The organism is Pseudoduganella violaceinigra DSM 15887, from assembly GCF_000425385.1.
Classification (GTDB): Bacteria; Pseudomonadota; Gammaproteobacteria; order Burkholderiales; family Burkholderiaceae_D; genus Rugamonas; species Rugamonas violaceinigra.
The window spans coordinates 125,088-149,566 of record NZ_KE384361.1 but is presented as its reverse complement, the minus strand read 5'-3'; the positions used below and the strand labels follow the sequence as shown (position 1 = coordinate 149,566).

19 protein-coding genes are annotated in these 24,479 nt (G+C 59.6%); 13 read left to right on the top strand and 6 right to left on the bottom strand.

Features of this window, described 5'->3' with window-relative positions; all coding sequences use genetic code 11:
* Positions 1 to 472 precede the first annotated feature (472 nt).
* Positions 473 to 2,620, top strand: coding sequence for a hypothetical protein (locus H597_RS0128475; RefSeq protein WP_051294177.1), 2,148 nt, complete (start codon positions 473 to 475; stop codon positions 2,618 to 2,620).
* A 32-nt stretch (positions 2,621 to 2,652) separates the two neighbouring features.
* On the opposite strand, the gene H597_RS33650 is transcribed toward H597_RS0128475, so the two are convergent.
* Positions 2,653 to 4,749, bottom strand: coding sequence for a S8 family serine peptidase (locus tag H597_RS33650; protein ID WP_051294176.1), 2,097 nt, complete (start codon positions 4,747 to 4,749; stop codon positions 2,653 to 2,655).
* Between the two features lie 339 nt (positions 4,750 to 5,088).
* Here H597_RS33650 and H597_RS0128465 point away from each other — a divergent pair, with 339 nt between their 5' ends.
* Positions 5,089 to 6,102, top strand: a complete 1,014-nt coding sequence (locus H597_RS0128465; RefSeq protein ID WP_154668324.1) for a hypothetical protein — start codon at positions 5,089 to 5,091, stop codon at positions 6,100 to 6,102.
* 36 nt (positions 6,103 to 6,138) lie between these two features.
* Here H597_RS0128465 and H597_RS35285 read toward each other — a convergent pair whose 3' ends face one another.
* From H597_RS35285 to H597_RS0128445, 3 genes are all read right to left on the bottom strand, one after another.
* Entirely contained in the window at positions 6,139 to 6,297 is a 159-nt protein-coding gene (locus H597_RS35285) for a hypothetical protein (RefSeq protein ID WP_154668323.1), read from the bottom strand.
* 34 nt (positions 6,298 to 6,331) lie between these two features.
* Positions 6,332 to 7,975, bottom strand: a complete 1,644-nt coding sequence (locus H597_RS35280) for a zinc finger-like domain-containing protein (RefSeq protein ID WP_154668322.1) — start codon at positions 7,973 to 7,975, stop codon at positions 6,332 to 6,334.
* 712 nt (positions 7,976 to 8,687) lie between these two features.
* A complete protein-coding gene (locus H597_RS0128445; RefSeq protein WP_083941338.1) occupies positions 8,688 to 9,929 on the bottom strand; it encodes an acetamidase/formamidase family protein in 1,242 nt (413 codons plus the stop codon).
* Positions 9,930 to 10,463: 534 nt separating this feature from the next.
* Here H597_RS0128445 and H597_RS35275 point away from each other — a divergent pair.
* The 3 genes from H597_RS35275 to H597_RS0128440 all read left to right on the top strand — a co-directional run bounded on the left by H597_RS35275 (position 10,464) and on the right by H597_RS0128440 (position 11,796).
* Complete coding sequence (locus H597_RS35275; RefSeq protein ID WP_154668321.1) at positions 10,464 to 10,805, top strand: hypothetical protein; 342 nt, start codon at positions 10,464 to 10,466, stop codon at positions 10,803 to 10,805.
* 222 nt (positions 10,806 to 11,027) lie between these two features.
* Entirely contained in the window at positions 11,028 to 11,432 is a 405-nt protein-coding gene (locus tag H597_RS35270) for a surface-adhesin E family protein (RefSeq protein WP_154668320.1), read from the top strand.
* Between the two features lie 70 nt (positions 11,433 to 11,502).
* Positions 11,503 to 11,796 (top strand): hypothetical protein, encoded by a 294-nt coding sequence (locus H597_RS0128440; protein ID WP_028105113.1) that lies wholly within the window; start codon positions 11,503 to 11,505, stop codon positions 11,794 to 11,796.
* A 113-nt stretch (positions 11,797 to 11,909) separates the two neighbouring features.
* Here the strand turns inward: H597_RS0128440 and H597_RS35765 are convergent, their stop codons facing one another.
* Complete coding sequence (locus tag H597_RS35765; protein WP_154668318.1) at positions 11,910 to 12,059, bottom strand: hypothetical protein; 150 nt, start codon at positions 12,057 to 12,059, stop codon at positions 11,910 to 11,912.
* Between the two features lie 409 nt (positions 12,060 to 12,468).
* Between H597_RS35765 and H597_RS0128425 the strand changes: the two genes are divergently transcribed.
* Both H597_RS0128425 and H597_RS34495 read left to right on the top strand, forming a co-directional pair.
* Positions 12,469 to 13,059, top strand: coding sequence for an antitoxin Xre/MbcA/ParS toxin-binding domain-containing protein (locus H597_RS0128425; RefSeq protein WP_028105112.1), 591 nt, complete (start codon positions 12,469 to 12,471; stop codon positions 13,057 to 13,059).
* Complete coding sequence (locus tag H597_RS34495) at positions 13,056 to 13,532, top strand: RES family NAD+ phosphorylase (protein WP_083941337.1); 477 nt, start codon at positions 13,056 to 13,058, stop codon at positions 13,530 to 13,532. Before H597_RS0128425 ends, H597_RS34495 begins: the two co-directional genes overlap by 4 nt.
* Positions 13,533 to 13,847: 315 nt before the next feature.
* On the opposite strand, the gene H597_RS0128420 is transcribed toward H597_RS34495, so the two are convergent.
* Positions 13,848 to 14,297: a hypothetical protein gene (locus H597_RS0128420; protein WP_154668317.1), complete on the bottom strand. Its 450-nt coding sequence runs from the start codon at positions 14,295 to 14,297 to the stop codon at positions 13,848 to 13,850.
* A gap of 1,101 nt (positions 14,298 to 15,398) precedes the next feature.
* On the opposite strand from H597_RS0128420, the gene H597_RS0128415 reads away from it, so the two are divergent.
* The 6 genes from H597_RS0128415 (at position 15,399) to H597_RS0128390 (ending at position 24,452) form a co-directional block, all read left to right on the top strand.
* The gene (locus H597_RS0128415) at positions 15,399 to 16,988 is read left to right on the top strand and encodes a ferritin-like domain-containing protein (protein WP_028105110.1); all 1,590 of its coding nucleotides are present in this window, start codon (positions 15,399 to 15,401) and stop codon (positions 16,986 to 16,988) included.
* A gap of 6 nt (positions 16,989 to 16,994) precedes the next feature.
* Positions 16,995 to 18,413 (top strand): hypothetical protein, encoded by a 1,419-nt coding sequence (locus H597_RS0128410; protein ID WP_229632268.1) that lies wholly within the window; start codon positions 16,995 to 16,997, stop codon positions 18,411 to 18,413.
* The gene (locus H597_RS0128405; protein ID WP_035375428.1) at positions 18,413 to 19,237 is read left to right on the top strand and encodes a hypothetical protein; all 825 of its coding nucleotides are present in this window, start codon (positions 18,413 to 18,415) and stop codon (positions 19,235 to 19,237) included. Before H597_RS0128410 ends, H597_RS0128405 begins: the two co-directional genes overlap by 1 nt.
* On the top strand, positions 19,227 to 20,618 hold the full coding sequence (locus H597_RS0128400; protein WP_028105107.1) for a radical SAM/SPASM domain-containing protein: 1,392 nt from the start codon (positions 19,227 to 19,229) through the stop codon (positions 20,616 to 20,618). Before H597_RS0128405 ends, H597_RS0128400 begins: the two co-directional genes overlap by 11 nt.
* A gap of 5 nt (positions 20,619 to 20,623) precedes the next feature.
* Positions 20,624 to 22,093 carry a flavin-dependent monooxygenase QhpG gene (gene qhpG, locus H597_RS0128395; protein WP_028105106.1) on the top strand — a complete coding sequence of 490 codons (1,470 nt, stop codon included), beginning with the start codon at positions 20,624 to 20,626 and terminating at the stop codon, positions 22,091 to 22,093.
* Positions 22,094 to 22,211: 118 nt separating this feature from the next.
* Entirely contained in the window at positions 22,212 to 24,452 is a 2,241-nt protein-coding gene (locus H597_RS0128390) for a M4 family metallopeptidase (RefSeq protein ID WP_028105105.1), read from the top strand.
* The last annotated feature ends 27 nt before the right edge of the window (positions 24,453 to 24,479 follow it).

The following is a 24,479-nucleotide window of genomic DNA, read 5'->3' as shown; positions in this document are numbered from 1 at the left end:
TCTTGACGGGAACAGCGCGAGCGACCGGATGAATGCCTGGCTGTGCTGCGCGCGCCTGTAGCGGGCCTTGCCGCACCATGGGGTTGCTACGCGGCGGTATCAGCGCCGATGGCGGCACGGTCACCGTCGGCTTCCGGGTTGCAAGGACTGCCATACCTGCCGCGCCTTTTGCGATGCGAGGATCTTGCGCCATATCTGCTTTCTCCCGAATGAGTTTGGAAACTGTAACCGAAGGCGTTGGGCGGCGCAAATTCCGTCACTTATTCTGCCTCATAGAAGAACTGCTCGATCCTCACGTCGTCAGGATCGAGCTGAAATTTGGGCGACACTTGGCTTCAAAATTGGGTGCCAGCACCAATTCCTGTATTGCTCCGTCCACCTAAAGTGCAGCACATGCAGCCGCGCTGATGCGTGTGGCCAGCATGACTACATGTACTTCCACAAATCCGAAGTCCAAACAAGGAGCTCAGCAATGGATGCCCAAAACAACGCTTCCGCCATGCAATCGAACCAAGTATTCCCGCCACTGCCCGACGTACTTGAAATGCCGTCGCCGCAATCTTCTGCCGATATTCAAGCTCATTTCCCTGGCCCCGGTGAGCTGGGCCTGCCGCAGTTTCCTGTGCTGAAGAGCGTACGCCCCGGCTGCTACCTGCTGAATTACTCGCCTAGCGGCAGCAACCTGGTGACGTTCGACGGCACCATGCGCGTGGAGAAGCATGCAGCAGGCCGTACGGCAAGCGGCGACCTGTATCAACGCCCGGTCATCTTCCTGCCGCTGAAGTCCGCGCTGCCGGCCGACCTGCAACGGCCGCTGTTCTTCCCCGGCCCGAACCCGGCAAGCGGCATTCCCATTCTTTCGCGCGGCCGCTACCGCTACTACCTGAAGGTGACCCAAATTCTGGAGAACTTCACCTTCGGTAATAGCTTCACGCTGGGCCTGGAGATGTGGCGCTTCGTCAAAAACGCCGGGGCATGGAATACTGGCGGCACCTGGGTCAATGAAGGAGCTGTCACCGCACTGATGACCTGGCAGGCCGCACCTGCCGGCTATCCGGCACCGAACCACTACCTGGCGGGCGACGTAAAGAATGCTGCCAACGTGGTGATAGGGCGCCTGACCATGGGCTGGGTCTCCGATTACCTGCGCAAGGCCACCATCGAAGTGGATCGGGTCAGTCAGTCCGAGGCCGTGATCAACAATGGTGCCGGGGTAGACTGGGCAGCAGTCGGCAAGAGCGTCGACTGGGACATCACCGCCATTCAAAGCGATGCGAATGTTGTGGAACCAAGCGGCATCTCCTGGTCCAACGGCGAGGCCCATGCAGCCATGCTGGCCAAGCGCGATTCGTCCAACCTGGACGTCGAATGGCGGTACCACGTCCTGGTCATGCGCCGCCTGGACGAGACGGAACGCGGCATCATGTACGACAACGCCGGTACCGACTCCAACAACGTGCCACGCGAAGGCTGCGCCATCTCCTCGCACTGGGTCATGCCGAATACCGCGGAGTGGGGCACTGTTGCCGGTCAGCGTTTCGGCACCGCCGCCGCGCCGTACTTCCGCACCGCAGTGCATGAAATCGGGCATGCAATGGGCCTGTACCACAACACGGTGGACAACGGCTACCTGTGCACGACCGACGTGATCGCATCGCGCTCGCTGAATCCTGGCAGCATGCAGTTCCCGGCGAATATCCAATGGTCCTATAACGCGGACGATGCCAAGCGCCTGCGCCATATGCCGGACATTTACACCCGTCCCGGCGGCCTGCCATTCGGTACCGCGTACGGAGCGACGCCAATCAGCCCAACCGATATGGAACTGGAAATGGAGGGACTGAGCATGTTCGTGACGCCGGTTTCCTGCGCGGTTCCGATTGGCGCGCCGGTCCGGGTGAACATCACCATGCAGAACCAGACCAGTGCCCCAATCGCGGCACCGACCTCGCTGAGCATGAAGAGTGGCGTTGTGCGCGGCAAGGTGATCGATCCTTGCGGTACGATCCGCACCTTCTCGCCAATCGTCATTTGCGTGGAAGACAAACCGCTCGAGCCGCTGGCTGCGCAGGATACCATCGATCACTCGCTGACCCTGTTGCGCGGCGGGCAGGGCGCGCTGTTCCCGATGCCAGGGGCGTACCGCATCATCGTGGAAGCCCGTTGGGATAACCACGGCCTTGAATGCGTGTGCACCGGCGAAAATACGGTGATGGTGACTTCCGCTGTCGATCAGGCGCATGCGCAGGCCGCCCTGAAAGTGCTGTCGACGCCGGACACGCTGCTGGCATTGGCCATCGGCGGCGACCACCTCAGTGAAGGGATGGCAGCTGTCGATGCGGCAATCGCGAATCCTGTCCTGCGTCCGCACTTCGCCTATATTGAAGCCAAGCGTATGGCAACGCGCTTCCGCCATCGCAAGGCCGACTTCGCCGCGGCGGCCAAGCTGATTGACGGCAGCACGATCATGAGCCCGGCCGAAGTAAAGCGTGCAGCAAGCTGGGTCAAGGATGCCGGCCCAAGCACAGCGCCAGGCAAGCAACTGGCCAAGGAGTTGACCAGCAAGGCCAAAGACATGAATATCGAGGAGGCGCTGAAAGCTCTGGCCGAACCGGCCTGATGTAGGAGAAGGGGGCGTAGAGCCCCCTTTATTTATTGCAGGTTGACGGTTACGCCGTTGGTGGTGCAAACGGTATTAGCGCCAGAACGGATTTGCATATAGCGGTAGTACGCGCCATGCCAGGCCGCTTGCTGGTAGGTGTAGCTGTAGGAGCCAGGAACAGCGCCTGCGTCTTGCGCTACAACGTCGGTGGTACCGTCCTTGCTGCCATACCAATAGCCCTGAGCACCGGCGGGCAGGTTATTGCCCGAGACAGTGAAGGTATAGCTGCCGCCCAGTGCCACATTGCGGGTGCTGACGCTCAGCGAGCAGCTTGGCGCAGCTTGCTGGAATTGCACGGTCACCGCATTGGTGGTGCAGACAGCCTGGCCTTGCGGGTTGCGGATCTCGGCGCGGCGGACATAGCTGCCTTCCATGCCTACCGCATTCGTTTCGCTGGTCTGGTATGGAACGGCGCCGGCATACAGCCCATTTACGTCGGTCATGCCATTTTTGCTGCCATACCAGTATGCGGTGGAGCCCGCTGGCAACGAGGTGCCATTGATCGTCCAGGTCACCGCTCCGTTTGCCGGGACCACGCCGGTGCTGGCGGACAGGGAGCAGCTTGGACCGGTCAGCGAGGCCCACTTCTTCATCGCCGCGCCCAGGTTCAGGACACCTGCGCCGCAAACTGCGTTGCTGCCGGTACCGCAAGGCGTGCCTTTCGGCGTTGCGGCACCGGCCGGAATTGGCGATACGGTCTGCAGCAGCACTTTGACAGCCTCGTCGCCAATCTGGTTGGCCGGGAACAGGGTGGGGCGGTAGGACAGCATCAGGGCCAGGGCGCCCGACACGTGCGGCGCTGCGAAACTGGTTCCAGTGCTGCCATCGCCGCCTTTGCCGGCGCCGGTCGGCAGTTGATAGGTGTAGTAAGAGCTGATTCCGCTGCCGTCGCTCTCCGGCGAGGCGGTCGTGGTGTGGATACCTACGCTTGGAGCGCTCAGGCTGACACCAGTGCCGAAATTGCTTTGCCAAAAATATGCATTGTTCGACACGCCGCCAACCACCACCACGTTCTTGCAGTTTGCCGGTTGCCAGTTGGAGATGTCTTCGCCCTGGTTACCGGCTGCCACCACCACGACGGCGCCTACGCTTCGGGCTTTGTCGATCGCATTCTGGTATTCGCGCGAGCAAGGGCCGCTATCTCCACCCAGGCTGACGTTGATCACCTTGGCAGGGAAAGCATTGCGAGGCTGAGGCGTTTTGCCGTCCGGCCCCATGATTTCGCCGGCCGTTCCCGGAACACCTGCGGCCCAAAGAATGCCTTTGGCCGCATCGGCGACGGTGAAGCTGCGGCTGCTGCGGTCGGTGACCCGTACCGGCAGCAAGTTGACGGAATTGCTGATGCCAGCGATACCCAGTCCATTATTATTGGCGGCGGCGATGATGCCCGCTACCTGCGTGCCGTGCCAGCTTTCCGCATTGGCCGTGCCAAAGGCGATATCGCGTCCGCGCAGACCGCAGTTCGCGGCCAGCATGTCGCAACCTGGCAGGCGGCGTGCACCGAACTCTTCGTGCTGCACGATGCCCGAATCGATCACGGCTACCACAACCGGCGAGCCTTCGCGGGCGATGTCCCAGCCGGCTTCGGCGTTGATGCTGGCGAGATTGGACTTTTGGTATTTCACATACGCCGGGTCATTTGGCGCGAACTGCAGGCGGCCGTTGCCACCGCTTTCAACATACTCGACCTGGGATTGCTTTTTCAGGGCGCCGATAAAGGCCGTCAGCTCGCTGTAGTTCAGGCGATTTGCTTCGATGCCCGCGGTCGCAACTTTACCCGGGGTTGCACGATATACCTGGTAATGGGTCGCACCGGACGGCAGCGTTTCGATGCGCACCAGGCGCACGCCGAGGTTTTTCAGCATGTCGACGGCGAACTGGTTTTCCGCCGCTTCCCGCTGCTGCGCAGTGCCTGCCTGGGCGCGCAGTTTGACCATGATGGTGGCTGGCGCGTAGCCAGCCGGCAGCTTGGCCGATGCGCCGTCCAGGCTGCCGGCAAATGCGACAGGTGTAATGCTGGCGACCGCGCCGATGGCGCTGATTGCGCAGGCGATTGTGCCAAGCTTGATCAGCTTCGTTAATTTCATCTGTGATTCCTTGATTGTTGAGATATGCAAAAGCCTCCCGGCTTGCGCCAGGTTTAACCGGGTTTGTTGCCAATAGTGTTTGATGCAATCCGGGTAGTCCGGGATCACGTCGTTGATAGTGGCGGCAGAACACGCGCCTGATCCCGCATCACGCGTGCAATGGGCACGGATGAGGGGGAATGGGTGGGTTTTGGTTACTACATTAGCAAGCTTGAATGATAACTAATAGTTACTATGTTTGCCAACACGATTGAGCAAGCCCCACAAAATGAAGACCTCCCGATGGCCTTTTCCAATGTGGGAGCCTTCACGCCGAATTAGCAACAGAGGTGATAATTGATGATATTTTCGCCATCGATCGAGGCATATACTCGGCCTCCAGATATTGATATTCCGCAAATTTCATCTAATAAAAAGGGCGAAATCCGCCTGCTTCGCAGTCCTCTCCAGGATTGCTTTCTGTCCCTCCAGCTGACGTATTTACCAGCGCTGGTCGTCCTGCATCGAGCATTTTGCTTGGCTTCCCGGGGCATTCATCATCCGAATCATCTCGACATGAGATTCACCGGGAAGCCGAATTCCGTTGATGCCGTATCCGATGAGGAGAAAACCATGCTTCTTGAATCAGTCGCAACTGCATTGAACCTGCGCGCCACGCCTGGTGGGGCCATTATTGGGGAACTGCGTAACGGGGATCTTGCTGAGTGGGACCGTATCGAAAAAGAGTGGATCCAGGTGAAGGTGCAGACGGGGCATTGCGCTGGCATGTCCGGCGCAGTGCGGCGAAAATGGCTAATCCAGCACTACGCAACGGCGCCAAAGCTGGCAGCGGTCGACCGGAAGAAGGCCGCCGACATCATCCGACGGTACAGCGTTGAATTCGACGGTGTGCATTACTCACTCGGCACCAAGGCCAAGTCCTGGGAGGAGTTGAAGGCCCGCGGTTCGGTGGATTGCTCCGGTTGGGTGTATCTGCTAAGCCGCCAGATCCTGGCGGAATACGGATTGGAAACTAAGCCGGGCCTTTTATATACATACTCGGACGAGCAGATCACCAATATAGGAAAGAACACAGAAGCGATCATCGCTGGCCACTACCTGAAGAAGGAGCACTTTGTACCCGGTACGCTGATCGGCATCGACTTCAAGGAATACTCGTGGGATCGTGGCCGGCCGTTGGACATCGACCATATCACGATGGTGGGACAAGACGATCATGGCCTGTTCATCTCGCAAAGTTCCAGCAGCGGGGGCGGCGTCAACACAGTTCCGCTCGATAAATGGCTTAACAGTCAGGCGCAATTGATCGCGCTGGGGCGCGTACATCTGGTCGATCTTCTTGCCGTTGCTTGAAGTCGCGAGCTTGAATGAGGCGTAAAAAGCCGTCCGTCAAGGACGGCGCAGCAACTCCTCTATGCGCCAGAGGGGCTGTACGTGCGACAAGTGGCAGCCTACAATTTGCTGCATGATCGCTTCGCCCAGCCTGCCGTCAGGCGCGCCAACTTGAAAGCACTTCGAATTGAGCAGGATCGGGATTTCTCGGATCATTCGCACCTCCTGCTCTGTGTCCAAAAAATTGCGATTAGGGCCGCGCCACACCCGTTGAGACCGGATGTATGCCCGGGAGCCAACGTGCAATACTTGGCACCTTCGCCAAATAGGGCGTCACCAACGGCCAATTATGGCGGAAAGCGAAGTGCCCATATCCACTGCCGACAAACGACGAGACAAACGCAAGCAAAAGGAAGCTCGGCAGGTGCTCCCAGTTGCGAGGCCTTTGGCGATAGGCGGCCGGAACTTTTAATCGTTGCAAATAGCTGGTGACTTTGCTCGCCAACCAGGGCAGCGGCGAATAGATCAAGGCAGCGACGATCGCGAGAACGGCAAAGAGCCCCGTGCGCAGGAAGCACTCGAAGCCGCTCAGTTGATCCTCAGAATATATTGACGACACGACCGCGAACACGACCAAAGCCGGCAACATGACATTGAACCAGGCCGCCGCCGAATTCGCCGGCGAAATGCCATCGAGGGTCTTTTCGATGCCCTCGGCAAGCACCTTCGCCTTTTCACGGCTGATCATATTCTCCAGCCGTTGATTGACTGCATCGTAAAAGCGCTTTGCCGTCTTGTCTGTCGATTGCGCTGCAGTGTTCAGAGCGCTGTTAAGCGCCGGCAAGGAGCGATAGTGGGCAAAGAGCTGGTGCATTTGTGGTTGCGTCAACAGCAAGCCCACAGAACTGCGCAGCTTGGCGAGTTGCGCCAATTCTTCGCTAAAGAGCTCATCAAATATGGCCGGCCGGATAAACGGTCGAGGCTCTTCACCCACGCCGACGATCGTATAATTCAGTGCCAGCGCCTTGAAATCAAGCCTGGTCACCTGCGTCTCAGCGCAATAACGGACCTGCCAACGGTTATCGGCGTCGTATGTTCCGCCGCCGCTTAGCGTGAACGGAAACGACTGGCGCGCCACTTTAGGACCACAATCCGACACGAAACGCGCCAGTCCCACCGGTTCAATATCGCCGACCACTGTCGTATTCCAGGAAGGCGTGGCAATCGCACTCACATGGCTGACATGGGTAGAGCAGCCATGCCCCTGGCAGATCTGACAGCGATTGGCGCCGGCTCCATTGCATCCCCGGCAGTAGGTCCTGCCGCTGTGGTGCTCACAATGAAGACACAGTTCCTTTTCCTGGCGCCGAATGGTCTGGTTACCGTTCTGATAGTGGACGTCGACGAAGTTGTACCCGCGGCCATGGCAAAAGTGGCAGTGGACTTTCCCTTGACCTGCACAAGCAGGGCACGAGATGTTGCCATGCCCTTGGCAGCTTTGACATTCTTCGCATACAGAAATAGAGGGAAGGGTGGCGATGTCACGGGCGGCGGCAGCCCAGGCCAGCGAACTTGCGGAAGCGTCGCGAATACTATCAAGAAAATTCTTCCGGAGTCCTTGGTCTGTGGCCGCCTGTACATTAAGTTGGCTGAGCGCTTGCTGGAAAGCGTGCTGGTCGTAGCCGTAATGTCCGCCATTGGCTTGCCTGGCGCCTTCAAACCGTTCGTTCTTGACGACGCCGCTGAAACGCCAGCTCACCAAACATGTAATCGTTGCCGGTGCAACGGCGCTGGCAGTTGCCAGCACCTGATCACGCTCGATATTGTTGCCGTGAACCTTGTCCCGGACCCACTCAAGAAGTTGCTGTGCCAGCAGGGGTGTATTGTCAGCCAAGTGTAACTCTCGGTATCTAAATTTGATTGTCCGGCATTCTAGCCGAAATTATTTTTTTAGCATCCACCGTTCAGATCGCCTGTTGGGAATCGAAGAGATGCATTGTGATTGATTGAGACGCGCCATGAGCTTTGCAGAAGGCTTGAAGCCTCTCTGTCAGACAAAGGAGGTACGAAATCGAGGCGTCGAACCCAAGAGACATTCGCTTTGGACTACGTCAACCGGCCCTGCAGGAGGCGCCAGTAAGAACTCAGTCGAGCAGTTGAGAGCCCTTGTTGCCCGTGTTCGCGCAGCGCCAGGAGTCCAACTGTATGACGCGGTGGAGGCAGGAGTTCCCACGAACGTCGTGAAGCTAATTGCAAAAGCAACTGGAGAATCTAACTCGGTCATTCTGGGATTCGCAGGCGTATCCCAGACGACGTTCGTGCGCGACGAGGCTGGCAAAAAAAACCCTTCCAGACGTAGCGGGTCATCGGATCATGGCCTACCTCCGGCTGCTCGCCACTTTACGACATCAGGCTAGTGAACATGCAGCCTATGCTGCCACGTCCATTTCGCTGGCCGCTTGGGAAACTCGTGCCCACTTTGCGAAAGGCGGTGCACTTCCTTAAAATCGAATCTTGGTGCGCATCGAAGTTCTGGACGATATTTGGGCCGTGCGCGACACCGTGTCCAGGCCGTTACCCGTTCAGAGCGCTCGATCAGCCACAACTTATTGATTCCATGGTGGCAGCAGGTTCTTTTTGATTTTGGCGGCGATGCCGACGCTTCGGCCAGCCAGATTGGCGACCGAGTACTGAGCCGCGCTACCTAGCACCACCGCACTCTCGGAAAGACTGAGGCCATAATCCTGCTGTAGCCATTGCGTCATGCCTGCAGTCGCCGCGCGCAGGGCATCGTCCAATGAGCCGGCCTGACCGAGCGTCATGATGTGTGTTGGCGATTCCACGCGTGGCATGCCGATCGCCTTGCTTTTGATGAGCTCCACCCTGAACTCGACATCCATCGACGTTTCAAGCGCGTACTGCGAGGTCTCGCCGTCGCCCTGCAGCGCATGCGCATCGCCGAGATAGAGCAGGGCACCGGGCTGCTGCACCGGCAGGTAGACCGTATTGCCCTCGACAACTTCGTTGAAATCCATATTGCCACCGAAGCGGCCAGTGTCGCCGGTGGAGACGGCAGGACCATCGGGCGGAGCGACAGCCAGCCCGCCCAGCATCGGCCGCACCGGCACAGCCAAGCCGCGCAAGGCCTCGCTGGCGTGGGCCGGGCTGGCCAAGCCTCGTTCGCGGTCCAGCTTCCAGCGTACGGGCGCGCCTAATTTGCTGGCCCGTGTCGCAAGGTCGGTGGACTGCGCGCGGCCGACGATGGCGTCCAGGCTGTCCGCATAGTCGCGGTTCAACTTCAGTTTGAGGAGGTGGATCACCAGGGTGTCGCCGGCTTCCGCCCCCATCACGAAGAACGGGCCGGTCTGCGGATTGCCGTACAGCGCGCGCGTTACACCGCGTTCATCGACGCCGCCAGAATCTATGGTGGTGGTATGGATAGTATCGCCGGGCCAGACCGTCAACACCGGCAGGCGGGTCGAGCTGAATTCGTTCGAATAATCTTTGGGTGCGTATTCATGCCGCTGCGACGCATTGGCAGTGCGATCCGGCAGGCGGCGCGCACGGAAGGAATGTTGGGCGCGGGCCGCAGAGTCATTCGTATCAGGGAAATCCGCGACGCCTTGCAGGCGGTCAGCGGTGGCAGTGCCTTTGTACAGGTACCGCTGGCCGTCCTTGTCGATGACGTTTAGCACCATCTGTCCATCTTTTCGCGTTCCGTTCAGTGCATCGCCATCGAGCGTGCCGATTAGCTTGCCGCCTTCGTCCTGCAAATGCAGCGTCATATTGGAGGGGGTGCCCCAGCGTTCTATCTGCAGCAGCCAGTTTTCGGCCGCCTGTGCCGACATAGCACCACTCAGTAGGGTTAGGAATAGTGCTGTGCGCATAGGCTGCCCGGTCTCGTTAGGGAAATAAGATCGTGCCATAGTAGCAAATACCGAGATGAAGTAGAAAATTTATTCTACCTTGCGCCGTTCATGCGCAAAACGCAAAAAAGCCACCGGGAGGTGGCGCCCTATTTTCTTGGTGGCCGGGGGCGGGATCGACCCACCGACACAAGGATTTTCAAAATGAGGATCCGGAAGAGGTGGACTCCTCAATAGCACTGAGTCAAGGGTGATCTATGGGGCAGAGGTGCCGCGGTAATGGCCAAGGCGATCCTTGGCCTACCGGGTTGTACCGGGCTGCCAGGATCATGGGAAATAGTTCGCACAGCGGCAGGCGCACTATGGCGTCAAGGTTCTTGGCCCACGGCGTCGAACTCGGCACCGTGCAGTTGATGCTGGGGCACGCAGAGTTTTATGCTAGTGAAGTGAATATAGTTTTTAGGGGGGACGAACGGTCGAAATCGGGCGTTAAGCCCCTTTTTTTATCAAAGATCCTTGGATTATGTCAGTGCAAATATAGAATACGTACCAGGTAGGGATACGCTGCTACCGCAAGCATTGAGCCAAGCTATTGTTGATTCCCGAAAGAAATTCATGCCATCTCATCGAGTTGTGTCCGGCGAGCATTTTGCCTTGCTTTTGGAGAGTGCTAAAAACGGCAGTGGGTTGAACCTTACGACGGCGTGTGCTCAACTGTCAGAAGATCAGCTAAGTGAGTTGCTGAGCCTCACTAGCAAAAACATCCCCTCTACTAAAGTGATAGTAAGAAAATCAGATTATTCTTTGTGGTACAGGAATTGGGCAATTCTTGAATTTGGTTTTATTGAATTTTCCTAACCATGGCAGGACGGCGGTTTATAGGTTAGTTTCCAATGAACGACTAGCAGGCTGCTGAAATACCTCCGAAACACACCCAGTTTGGGCATGAGTCAGGGTGCCTTTACCCTTGAACACGTCGAAAAAATCGCTTGTAGCTCGTTTTACGAGGTCGGCAATTCGACAGAAGATGACGCAAATCAGTATTTCAGCAGCCTGCTAGGCCAACCCGGGAGAATGACTATGAAGAGGCTGTGCTTTCTATTGGTCGCCGCCATCTCTTCTTCGCATTGTGTTGCTGCGCAGTGGTTGGAAGTCGCGGGCAGCACAGGCGGTAGCCGTTCCTATGCGTTCTCGACGGATATTGATTTAGATTCAATTGCAAGTAGTGGACAGTACAAAAAGGCCTGGATTCGGGCTCGATATGTGCAATCTCAGAAGGATGGGGTAAGAGAAGTATTGCAAATTTTCTATATATCCTGTACCGAGAATAGATATGGTGTCGTTCAAGAAAATCAATTTTCACAAGACGGTCGTTTAATAAAGTCCAAAGCGTGGCCATTTTCAGAAGCGCTGCTGATTGACGTTGCACCCGGCAGCGTGTCCGAAGCAGTGGTCAAGTTTGTTTGCTCAACCTCATCAAGGTAGCAAGAAACCATGCTTCTTGAATCAGTCGCAACTGCATTGAACCTGCGCGCCACTCCTGGAGGGGCCATTATTGGGGAACTGCGTAACGGGGATCTTGCAGAGTGGGACCGTATCGAAAAAAGAGTGGATCCAGGTGAAGGTGCAGACGGGGCATTGCGCCGGCATGTCCGGGGCGGTGCGGCGAAAATGGCTAATTCAACACTACGCAACGGCGCCAAAGCTGGCAGCACTCGACCGGAAGAAGGCCGCGGACATCATCCGGCGGTACAGTGTTGAATTCGACGGCGTCCATTATGCACTCGGCACCAAGGCCAAGTCCTGGGCGGAGTTGAAGGCCCGCGGTTCGGTGGATTGCTCCGGTTGAGTGTATCTGCTAAGCCGCCAGATCCTGGCGGAATACGGATTGGAAACTAAGCCGGGCCTTTTATATACATACTCGGACGAGCAGATTACCAATCTTGGGATCGCGGACGACCGTTAGACATCGACCACATCACGATGGTGGGACAAGACGATCATGGCCTGTTCATCTCGCAAAGTTCCAGCAGCGGGGGCGGCGTCAACACTGTTCCACTCGATAAATGGCTTAACAGTCAGGCGCAATTGATCGCGCTGGGGCGCGTACATCTGGTCGATCTTCTTGCCGTTGTTTGAAGTCGCGAGTTTGAATGAGGCGTAAAAAGCCGTCCGTCAAGGACGGCGCAGCAACTCCTCCACGCGCCAGAGCGGCTGTACGTGTGACCGGTCGCGGCTGTCCAGGTAGCGGACAACCGTTTGAACCAGGCCGCCGCCGAATTCGACGGTGAAATTCCGTCGAGGGTCTTTTCAATGCCCTCGGCAAGCACCTTCGTGGTTGCGTGAACAGCCCACAGTTCAGTGCCTGCGCCTTGAACTCAAGCCTGGCGTCGCAGCGCAAGCTAGCTGAAATTATCTTTTTGGCATCCATCTTTCAGATCGCTTGTTGGGAATCCAAGTGATGCATTGATTGAGACGCACACTATTTTGATTTACCATTTGGCTGTATGAGTCCAACCAAATGGGTGTTGCCATGAGCTTTGCAGATGACTTGAAGCCTATCCATCAGACAAAGGAGGCACGAAATCGAGGCGTCGAATCCAAGAGACATTCGCTTTGGACTACATTAACTAGCCCTGCAGGAGGCCCCAGTAAGACCTCAGTCGAGCAGTTGAGAGCCCTCGTTGCCCGTGTTCGCGAAGCGCCAGGAGTCCAACTGTATGACGCGGTGGAAGCAGGAGTTCCCACGAACGTCGTGAAGCTAATTGCAAAAGCAACTGGAGAGTCTACCTCGGTCATCATGGGATTCGCAGGCGTATCCCAGACGACGTTCGTGCGCAACGAGGCTGCCAAAAAACCCCTTCCAGACGTAGCCGGTCATCGGATCATGGCCTACCTCCGGCTGCTCGCCACTTTACGAAAAATGTTAGATGAGAGCGGCGACCCCGAGCAACTGAGGAATTTCGACCTTGAGGGCTGGTTTTCGCGTTGGATACATACAAAACTCCCAGAACTGGGAGACAAGTCGCCAGCCGAGATGTTGCGCAACCCTGAGGGACAACGAGCAGTGGAGCAAGTGCTCGAGCGGATGAGGGGAGGGCTTGCCGCATGACGGTCAGCCTATGGCGCATTGCCGCTGACACTACTAGCTGGACTGCGGAAGACATGACCGGAAAAGGGGCGGCCCACAGGGGTGGCTCGCGATGGAATCAGGCTGGTGAACATGTAGCCTATGCTGCCACGTCCATTTCGCTGGCCGCTTGGGAAACTCGTGCCCACTTTGCGAAAGGCGGTGCACTTCCTTGGAATCGAATCTTGGTGCGCATCGATGTTCCGGACGACATTTGGGCCGCGCGGGACACTGTGTCCAGGCCGTTACCTGTTGGATGGAATGTTGTTCCTGAGGGGATGGTGTCTCGCTCGATTGGGTCGACTTGGTTAAGTAAAGGCACAACAGCATTGTTAGTCGTGCCGTCCGTGATCATTAACGAGGAGGATAACGTCTTGATCAATCCTGCGCATCCCGATGCCACTCGAATAACGACGAGCCGGGTTCGGCAATTCATCTACGATCACCGCGTTTAGTCGGTTTGACATGCTTGGCGCTACGCAAAATCTGCTCAGCTGGCGATGCGGGATGCGTTTCTTGACGTATTTAACTATCTCGGCGCTAACGATATTGCATTGATTCGCCAGGTCGAGTTTTCGGAGTAGAGAATCAGAACTCGTACGTTACGCCATTTCGATCAATTTGTTATTGCGGCTTGCGGGATTCGTTAATCATAGCCCGTCAACAAGCCTGTTAAGCAATACCCTCGAAGTCGATGCGGCAGCGAATTAAGGTAGTGCAGCGGGGAGAGCGCGAGGAGTTGGTTGCCCTTCCCATCAGCGAAATGGATGCTAGCTGACTCGCTTCACACCGTTACTCATAAGTCCGTTTTCTAAGTTACTGAGCCGCGTAAATACCTGATTGCTCGTGTATTCAAGCATGCCACTCGGCTGTTTGCCAGCCTTAAGAGCACGCTCCGCTGCAACAATTTCCTTAGCCAAGGAGATGAACCATTCGCAAGCAAACTCAGCCTCGTCACGTAGGACGGGGTCTAGACGGCCGTAGTTAATGGAATCACATGCTCGGCGCCACCACTTTTGCAGGCCCGTTAATTTCTCACGGAGTTCTATATTGGCGAGTAGAGCGCCATCGACGACTGATCGATTGAGCGCGTCCAGCGCTTCTTGGCAGGCTCTCCGTTCAAGCTCCTCTTGAGCGAAATGCTCCTTACACAAGCCGCCTAAATGCGGCGGCGCATCGCAACGATGTTTTATACAGCTCAGTTTTTTCGTTCTGGTCATAACGACTATCCCAAGGATTGAAAACCTGTCTCAGGCGCCTTCCGTTAAACACGATGCCGAAGGAGGGTTACGAATATTAAAGAACCCGGCGGCGCCGGGTTCAATGGTTGTAGTGGTATTTAGGGTGGATTACCCTGGGCAAGCGAAATAAGCTTTGCTACCGCGACGCCTGCCTCGGCAACCTTCGGCAACGTGTCCAGCATTCGCGTGACTATCGATGCTTTCGGCTTGCCGGAGTCGAACTGCGACTCGATAACGTCCCATTTTTGCCTCCCTGTGAATTAGCAAAGTTACACAATACCATGACTGTTGCACAGGCAGAAAAGTTGGCCTGAGAAGCGGAAGACGCCCATCAGGAAGCGCCTAATCGACGGAGGCCACAGGAGAGACGGCAGGCAGATTTTATGGACGGGAATAACTGTCGTTTCCAGCTTTTAACGGGCGCAGGAGTTCCAGTGCCGCGATGACTAGGGACAATCGTTTCGGCTCCGGAGTAAAAGTCTCCTTACAGTGCAAAGCGAATCACAAACCAATAGCGGATGTTCCTTACCACTAGCGGGAAAGTGTCAAAGCAATCGCGACCTATCAGCTTGCAACTGGTTATAGCTACGACGGGGCATTGTTGATCCGCCTAGTATTTTACATAATATAGATTATGCGAATTACCGGACGTTACCACAAAGCTGTAATGCACGATTCTAGCCTTTTTGGTTCACGAATCATTTCCCCCCCACTTGACACATGCGCACTGACGAGTAACCCAATGGCCGCGCTAAGTCATCCCTCGCGCTGGCCCATGATGCAAGCGTTGCGGGTGGTATTTCCACCACCATGGTAATTTTTATAGTTGAAGACTTAATAAGTCATTGCGATACTCGCTGCACTGTTAGCCCGCGCCAAGCGGCGCCGACATGCCACCTCCCAAAGCCAGCCTGACGCAAGCTTTCAGACCGGTCCGCGACGCGGCGCATTAGCTCTCTCGTTTGCCTTATCACGCTACTGTCATTTGACGCCGTCGACTCCAGCCGAAGCACGCTTCGCCTGCCCCGACGCCTATTGCAACGCATCCCCACGGGATGTCCGACACGAGAAGGACAAGAAATGCGAGCTGCACAGATCCGCCGCCACCTCGGCGCTCCCTCAGCCTTCCTGCCGCAGACCGGCACCGAACAAGGCCTGCCATCGACCACTGCAAGGCTCTTGCGCGGCACGGTTGCACCGGCGGCAAGCGCCAAGGCAACCGGCACTCCTGCGCTGAACCTGGAGTTTTCGCCGCGCGATTACATCACGTACCTGCTGTCGATCGACGCCGAAATTGAGCACTGCCTGATGGTGCAATATCTGTATGCCGCCTATTCGCTTGGCGGCCCGCAGGTGCCCGAGGCGTTTCGGGACAGCGTGCGCACCTGGCAGGAGGTCATACTGGGCATCGCCAAGGAGGAAATGGGCCACCTGATCTCGGTGCAAAATTCCTTACGTTTGATCGGCTCGCCGCTGCATATGGAGCGTGAGGATGAGCCCTGGGACTCCCCGTTTTATCCCTTCCCGTTCATGCTCGAACCGCTGACGCTCGACTCGCTGGCCAAGTATGTGTACGCCGAATCGCCGGTCGACTGGGACGGTGGGGCGCTGGGCGATGAGATCCGCGACCGCGTCCACGCCCAGACCGACAACCCGCACCAGGTGGCGGCCCTGTTCAACACTCTGATCCCCCTGGTGGCCGATCCCGACTATCTTCCTGATGCAGCCTTCGACGCCTCGACCTTGCCGGCCCAGGCCGACTTCGCCGAATGGGGCCGCGGCTACCAGGGTGGCCATCGCGGCCGCCCCACTGGCCAGCCGACCCAGACCCCGGATGTGCTGGTGGTGCCCCAGACCTGCCGCGACGACATGGTCGCCGCATTGCACGCCATCGCCCAGCAGGGTGAGGCAACCAGCGGCACCACTGCCTCGCACTTCGTGCGCTTCCTGCGCATCTATGTCGAAATGCGTGAGCTGATCGAGCATACGCCGCTGACTGCCGAGCACTGGAACGCAGCCCGCCCGGCCGATTTCGCCGCGCCGCAATGGCAGGCGCTGCGGCCTGAAAGCAAGGCCGGCCTGCGCGCCGCGGGCCCTGCGGGACGGGCAGCCTGGGCGCCGGCACGCCAGGTCGCCGTCAACCCCTACGTCTCGCTCGATCCAGATGACGAGGGCAGCGATGAAGGCGGCGCCACCACGCGCATTACTCATCCCGAGTCGGCGCTGTGGGCCACGCTGCACAATATCCGCTACCGCATGCTGCTGAACTATCTGATTCACAGCTTCACGCTGTACGGCGGCCTGAACGCGGCTGGCGCCATCACGCCGCGCGGCGCCATCGTCAACGCCACCTTCGGTGAAATGTACAACCTGCGCGCCGTCTCCGAGATCCTGATGCAGTCACCGGTCAAGGCCGACGACCTGGCCGCCGGCTTTGCCGGACCGCCCTTCCAGATGCCCTACACCCTCAACAGCCCATTCGGCGAGGCCAATAAATGGCGCGGCCACCTCGACCTGCTGACCGCGTCGGCCAGCGTGGTCGAAGCGCTGCAGTTGCTGGCGCCCGAGTCCCGCCACGCCTATCTGGCGTCGCTGCGCGAGGCCGACCGGAATATGCGCGAACTGATCTTGCGCATCCTGTCGGGCACCATCGACACCGCCCTGATTTAGGAGACCATGATGCCGATTCTGGAACTGAGAATTCTGCCCCCGCTGGCTGTGGCCCGTCTGGGCGGCGCGGCCGAGCCGCTCGAAGCTTTCGACCTGGAGACCGATCCGGACAGTCCGATGAACTACCGCCGCATCGTGCCGCGCGAGAGCTTCGAGGTCGACGCGGTAAGCGGCCGCATCGTGCGCGCCTACGTGCCCGACAAGATCCGCTTCAAGGACGAAGACAAGCTGGTGCGCCCGGTCGCGCCCTTCCTTGAAGTGTTCGCGCGCACCAGTGCCGAACCCGATCTGTTGCAAGCGTTGACTGCAGACTTGCTGGCCGCAGAAGGCCTGACGCTGGCCAACCTGCACTGGGATGTCGAGCTGGGCAACATCAAAATCTACCGCCGCACCAACAACCGCAACGACCAGATCCACGCCAACCTGTTCGGCCTGAAGGACCACGCCCGTCACGCGCTGGAAGGCTGGTGCGAGAACTTCAAGGCCGGCAAGACGCTGCCGCTCGGCCATGTGCAGTTCATTGCGCCCAGCGAAGACTACCCGGAGATCCGCCTGCGCTACACGCCGGCCGCCGGCAAAGTCTACGGCAGCCGCATGCAGCGCCTGGAACCGCAGGCGGACGGCATCCCGCTGCTGGTGCCCGACCCGATCATCGACAGCGAAGACTTGGTGCTATATGACGCGGAGCGAGGCGATTGGCTCAATTACACGGAAGGCAGCGGCCCGACGCTGACGAATCCGGCCGGCATCTACGCCGGCTACGCCAACGCGCAGGGCCAGCAGGTCAGCTGGGGCTACCTGGACGATGAATGCGACGGCCTGGTGCGCGTGGTCCTGACGCTGGCCGACGGCAGCACACTGGTGGCCCAGGCGACCATCGGCGCCGGTCCGCCGGCCTACGCGCCGGACACGCTGCCGATCCGCGTCGTCTCCGACGAGATGGAGCAGCTGCTGCACGGCCCGGCCGTGCAGGAGGAAGCAGTGTCGCTGGAACAGGCCACCGAACTGGTGCTGCGCGCGCTGGAAACGGTGCGGCTGATGAACACTGCAGTCATGAACGGCAATCCGGTCAACGGCCGCCTTAACGTGGCCAGCACCATGGTGCGCCAGAATAGCAGCGATTTCGAGCGCTATTACGAGCCGATCGCCGCCGCCTCACTGGTCGACAACCTGGCGCTGCGCGCCCTGCACGAGCGCGTGTTCAGCGCCCTCTCCGCCGGCGGCGCGCCGTGGTTCGCCCAGACGCTACGCTTGCCAGAGGAAATCGGCGACCTGTCGGCGACTGCGCTGCGCAAGATGCCCGCCCTCATGCGCGGTGCCGACGGCCGTGGCCTGACCCTGACCCGGCGCCATATCGACATGGTGGTCAAGGCAGCCCGCAACGCCATGTTCAGCCAACCCGAAAATCCTGCAGGAGACCTGTGATGGCCGCCAAAACGCCCACTCTGAGCGCCAATAATCTGACCGCACAAATCCACCACCGCGGCGCCGGCAACCCGTTCTCGATACTGCCCCGCAGCGCGATATCCAACTGCTTCCCCGGCCTGGAATTCGATTTCCGCAACCTGTGGCGGCGCGCCTTCGAAGGCATCGTGCTGGTGGAGAACAACAACTACGTGATCGACGCCGAGCCGGAATACCAGCACTTGGTCACGCGCCGCCTGCTACGCTTCGCCGGACTGGAGGTCGGCACCATGGTCAACACGACCGGGCCGGTCTTCCCCGACGGCAGCTCGGGCACCCTCGCCTCGGCGGCCAATCCGAACGCGGTGTCTTTCATGGAATGGTCGAACTCGATCGCCCGCATCCTGCATCTGCAGGGCCAGATGGTTACCTGTGAGTTCACCGCCCAGACCGACGCCAGCACGGAAGTCCTGGCCGGCCCGGACACGCCCGTTATCACCGAGGAGCTGCGCTTGCGCATCTTCTTCGAACCTGACACGGCGGCATTCAATCCGGCGCTGCTGCAGCCGGGCGAGCTGACCCAGGGCCTGTGCGCACCCTGGCAGAACGACTACCGCGAGTGCGCTTGCTACTACTGGGCGGCGTCGCGCCCCGACTATGTCAACGTCGAACCGGGCGTCAACGGCTTGTCGCGTGGCGACATGTGGTTCGCCAAGAAGCGCACCGGCACCTACATCCCGGACAACCGCACCGACACCCGGCTCTATTCCTACGACGACCTGTTCAAGTCCTGGCAGGAGGACCTGAGTTTCATCATTCGTGGCAAGGATGCCGATGAATCCTGAGGCCATGGCAGGAAGTGCGACCCTGGCGCGGGCGCTGAGCAAGCGCATCGCGGCGGCCTCGCAGCCGCGCCATCGCCACGCCCACCTGGTCGACGACGCCCAGGGCGCGCAGCTCTTGATGGTCAACGGCACGCGCCTGTACCACCTGCCGCCCGAGCTGGCTGGGGAATTTCGGGCGGCGCTGGGCAGCGACGATCCGGGCCTGCTGCAAGGCTTGGTCGATAGTTGTGGCCTGCGCGCCGAGGCGCTGATCGACGACACTCCGCTGGAGGCGCCGCCGCTGCATGCGCTCTCGCTGGCAATTGCGCAGAAGTGCAACCTCGGCTGCACCTATTGCTATGCGCAGCAGGGCGAGTTTGGCGACAAGGCGAAGAGCATGGAGGAGCAGCAGGCGCTTAAGGCGGTCGACCTGTTGCTGTCGCAGGCAGCACCGGGCGCCAAGGTGAACCTGTCCTTCATGGGCGGCGAACCGCTGTCGAACCGCGCAGTGCTGCGCAGCGTGACCGGCTACGCCAGCCGGCAGGCGGCCCTGCGCCAGCTTGACTGCCGTTTTTCCATCACGACCAACGGTACGCTGCTGCAGCCGGACGATGCCGAGTTCTTCGAGGAGCATGGCTTCGCTGTCACCGTCAGCCTGGACGGCGCCGCCGAGCAGCACAACCGGCTGCGGCCTTTCAAAGGTGGCAAAGGCTCCTTCGACCGCATCCTGGAACGCATTGCTCCGTTATTGGCATTGCAGCGCCAGATGCAGGTGTCGGCGCGCGTCACCGTCACGCCGTTCAACCTGGACCTGCCAGCTACGCTTGACCTGTTCATCGGCATGGGCTTCCATAGCGTCGGTTTCTCGCCGTTACTGCGCGCCTCCAACGGACGTGCTGAAATGGGCGAAGCCGAGCTGGCCGAGATGCTGGAAGCGATGATCGCCTGCGGCCTGGCGTTCGAGCAGCACGTGCTGCAAGGGCGCCGCTATCCGTTCATGAACATGCAGAATGCGCTGCGTGAACTGCAGCGCGGGACGCACAGGCCCTACCCTTGCGGCGCCGGCGCCGGCTACTTCGGCGTGTCGGCCGACGGCGAGCTGTCCGCCTGCCACCGCTTCGTCGGCGACGAACAAGGCGCCATGGGCTCGCTGGACAGCGGGGTTGATCGCGCACGGCAGGCGATCTGGCTGCGCGAACGGCATGTACATCAGCAGCAGCCATGTTCGAATTGCTGGGCGCGCTATCTGTGCGGCGGCGGCTGCCATCACGAGGTGCTGGCGCGCGGACGCGGCGCCTGCGACTACATTCGAGGCTGGCTGCACTACACGATAGGGGCACACCAACGCCTCATTCACCTGGCGCCTGACTGGTTCAGTGCACCGGCAGGCAGCCCCGACTGAGCCCCATGCACGGCGACGATAGTCTGTTCGACGCGCTGGTGATTGGCGCCGGCCCGGCCGGCGTCAGCGCTGCGCTGCGCCTGCAACAGCTGGGCTACCGTATCCTGCTGATCGAACGCAGCGCTGCCTGGCCGAGGCCGCAAGTCGGCGAGGCGCTCACACCGGGCGTGCGCAACATCATTGACCTGCTCGATGCCAATGACGCGCTGGCAGCGGTACCCCACGTTGCCCACGTGGGCAGCCGGGTGCTATGGCGCAGCCGCGAGCCCGACCTGCTGCCGCAATCCGGTTCGGCCATCGTCGACCGGGGCTGCTTTGACGCGGCTCTGCTGGCATTGGCGCAGGGCCGCGGCATCGAGCTCGAACAGCCGGCTCGCCTGCTGCACGTGGCAGGCACGGCGGGCGACTGGCGCGTCAGCCTGCTGTGCGGCGAGGCCCGCTGCCGCCAAGTGCGCGTCCGCTTCATTCTTGAAGCGAGCGGGCGCAGCGCGGCGACCGGCATCCGTTGTGCGCCCCGGCTAGCGGCTTTGTGGGCTGAAGTCGATAAGTCTGCCCTGGCGGCGCTGGGCGGATCAACGCAGGTGGAAGCGCTCGAACATGGCTGGCTGTGGGCGGCCTGCCTGCCCGGCCAGCGTTATCGGCTGATGCTGGTGTGTGACCCACAAGCGGCGCGTCAGGCGGAACCGTCCGGACCGGAGGCCCGCTTGCGTGCTGCATGCGCAAGCAGCCAGTTGCTGCGCGTGGCGGCCGGGCTGCCCCTGCTGGGCGCAGTGCAAATGTGCGCGGCGACGCCTTACCTGGCGCCCGACAGTTGGCAGGACGGCCGACTAAAACTTGGCGATGCTGCCTTCGCGCTCGATCCCGTCTCCTCGTCGGGCGTGGAAAAGGCCATGCGCTTTTCGCTGCAAGCGGCTGTGGCCGTACATACCGTACTGGGCAACGACGGCCATGCGCTGGCGCGCCGCTTCTTTGAGGGGCGGCTGGTGGAAGCCTGCGCGCGGCACGCGCACTGGACCGAAGCGTATTATGCCCAGGCCTGGTGCGCCGACCTGCCCTTCTGGCAAGCCCGCGCACGCGCCGAAGCGGACGGCGATGGCGCGGTGCGCCCCGACCTTCTGGGCGCCTTATCCACAGAGCGTGCCAGGCTGGCCGCTTACCAACCGCCTGAACTCAAACCGTTGGCAGCGCTTAACCCTGCCTTGCCGCTGCGCTTGCATGGCGCCGCCGCGCTGGTCCAGCTGCCCTGCGTGGTGGACGACCGCGTGACCCTGCACACGGCCTTCGACCATCCCCATCTGGAGCGACCATTGGCCTTCCTGGAAAACGAAGCTTTGTTCCCGCATTTGGCCAGGTTGGCGCAGCCGCTGCCGTTGGCCCAGCTTCTGCAGATGCTGTCCGCCTGCATGCCAACGCATAAAGCCCAGCGCATCGCAGCGTGGTTGTGGCAGCGCGGCCTGCTGGAAAGCGTCGGCTGAGCCCATTGATCCCCGGCCGAAATTAGACAATTCGGCCGCTTCTGTCTTATTCCGTGCTTTTTTTGACACCACCACCTACCCGGACTATGTTCGCACGACCCTGACAATCGGAGCAAAAATGAAACTTCGGAAATCCATGCTTGCAGTATCCCTTGCCGCAGCAAATCTGGCCCTTGGCCACGCTTCCGCTGCCACGAGCACTCCTCAGTTCACGATCCCGCAGTCTTTTATCAAGGCGTCTCCGCAAGAGAACGCCGCACTTACGGCTGCGCTGGTCGCGCGGCATGGTAACGAGGGGCTGGACGGCGATCATGGCTACTTGCTTACAAAAGAACATCCAGGTCCAGCTGGCTCCAGGATTTCCCGCTTCAGCCATACTTATAAGGGATTGCGTGTGCTCGGATCCGACTCTGTCGTTGTGAGCGACGGACGTGGCAGCATTCTGAGCACGTCCGAGTCGGATCGCCGCTTCGGGCTTGGACAAGGCGCGGCGAATACGCTAAATGGCGCGAATCTCTTCGACGTCGCGCCGTCAGTACAGTCGCGGGCTGCCATCGATCAAATCGTGCGTGACGCCGCACCGAACGGGCAGCATCGCTATGCGCCAAGTGCGGAACTCGTTATCCAGCCGATTGTTAAGCGGGTGCGGGTCCCCGGTGCCGAATTCAAACCGGAGGCGAAACTGAATGCACTCGACCTGGAAGACAAGGTCACCGGCTACCAACTGGTCTGGCTGGTCAAAGTCCGCATGGCGGATAACGGAAAGCCGGTCTTCCGCGATGCCATTGTGAGCGCAGAAGACGGCCGTATCCTGACCCAATGGGATGCACTGCAAACCGGAATCGTCGGGGTCGGACACAGCCAGTTTTCCGGCGACGTGCCAATTCAAACCACCCTCAGTGGCGGCGTGTACAGGATGCTCGATCCAGCGCGCGGCACGGGTGGCCAATTCGGCGGCATGGCGGTGAGCGACGCTGCACATGGTCCGGTCCCGGGTACGCTCTACACCAACGCCACCAATGTCTGGGGCGATGGCTTGCCCTACAACGGTGGTAGCACCAGCGGTCCGAATGGCCAGACCGCAGCGGTGGATGCGCTGTGGGCCCAGATGAACAACTACGATATGCTGAAGAACACGCTGGGTTGGCTGTCTCTGGACGGCAATAACACGGCAAGCTATATCGCGGTGCACGTCGGCACCAATATGGACAACGCCTACTACGATTCCTCGTGCAACTGCATGTCCATCGGCGACGGAACCGGTTCGAAAGGCCTGGCCTCGCTCGATATCATCGGCCATGAGCTTGGGCATGGCATCACCGGGGCTACCTCGGCCCTGAACTACTCGGGCGAATCGGGCGGCCTCAATGAGTCCTCCTCGGACATCAATGGCGAAATGGTGGAAGCCTACGCCAGGAACGGCGGCACCGGCAATGTCATCCCGTCGACCGGCAACGACTGGATGCTGGGCCGGGAGATATCCCCGAACGGCACACCAATGCGCTGGATGTGGAAGCCCTCCAAGGACGGTGCCTCGAAGGATGCATGGACCAGCACCCTCGGCTCGCTCAATCCGCACTATTCGTCAGGACCGAACAACCGGATGTTCTATTTCCTGTCGCAAGGTTCGAATGCGACGCCCGGCGACGAAAAATACAGCGCCTATCTGACGCAAAACCCACACAATATGACGGGGATCGGAAGCGACAAGGCCTACCGTATCTGGTTCCGCGCCAACACCACCAAATTCACCTCGTCCACCAACTATGCCGACGCTCGGGCAAAGATGATCCAATCCGCTAACGAGCTGTATGGAGTAGGTTCGAAGGAATCCATTGCCGTGACGCGCGCCTATGCAGCCATCAACGTCGGGCAAGACATTCCGGAAGGGGCGCAACTGGACCTGATCAAGAATGGTTCGTTCGAGAGCGGTGCCACAAATTGGAACGGCTCCGTCAATGTGATCGGCAGCTGGCCGAACCAGGCCGCATACGATGGCAGCAAATACGCCCTTTTCGGCGGTAAAGGCGTCACCAACAACGCGGCGCTGACCCAGGCAATCACCATCCCGGCCACCGCAACGGCGGCAAACTTGTCGTTCGCACTGCATATCGACAGCGCCGAAACCACCGCAAGTACCGCCTACGACAAGCTGGTGGTAACGGTCAAAAACACCGCCGGCGCGGTGTTGGGAACCCTGGCCACCTACTCTAACCTGAATAAGGCACTAGGCTACAGTGTCAAGAATTTCAGCCTGTTGCCTTACAAGGGGCAGGCCGTGGTGTTGTCATTCAGCGCGAGCGAGGATTCGTCCTTGCAGACTTCATTCGTGGTGGATAAGGTAAGCTTGATCCAGTAACAGACCCAGGGTCGGCCGGCACCGAAA